Origin of the sequence: Streptomyces beijiangensis (assembly GCF_017315755.1) — a bacterium.
Taxonomy (GTDB): Bacteria; Actinomycetota; Actinomycetes; order Streptomycetales; family Streptomycetaceae; genus Streptomyces; species Streptomyces beijiangensis.
In genome coordinates, this window is record NZ_JAFLRJ010001445.1 from 1 (window position 1) to 431 (window position 431).

Genomic DNA, 431 nt, shown 5'->3' on the forward strand with positions numbered 1-431 from the left:
GCTCCGCGCCCTGGGCCGCGAGATCCCACCCGCCGAGCGGCTGGTCACCCTCGAATCCGACCGCGAGCTCTACCTCGACGAACCCGGGCCCAAGCCCGGCCCCGTCACCTACGCCTTCGAGGCCCGGCAGTCCAACGGCGAAGCCCGCGCCGAAAACGCCGCCGGCGAGGGCACCATCACCGAAATGTTCGCCACCGCGCTGCGCTACAACGCCACCCGCGTCATCGTCGGCGAGGTCCGCTCCACCGAAGTCCTGCCCATGCTGCAGGCGATGTCGGCCGGCGGCGCCGGCTCCATGTGCACCCTCCACGTCCGCCAGCCCCACGACATCAGCAGACAGCTGGTCCAGCTGTGCACCGAGGCCGGGATGCAGAACGAGGCAGCCCACCACCTCATCGCCTCATCCAGCGACGGCGTCGTCTACCTCACCT

The 431-nt window shown here is 70.5% G+C and carries 1 protein-coding gene; it reads left to right on the forward strand.

The annotated features are described in order from the left end of the window. The coding region (locus J0695_RS42205) for an ATPase, T2SS/T4P/T4SS family (RefSeq protein ID WP_206970087.1) at positions 1-431 on the forward strand (431 nt) is incomplete at both ends.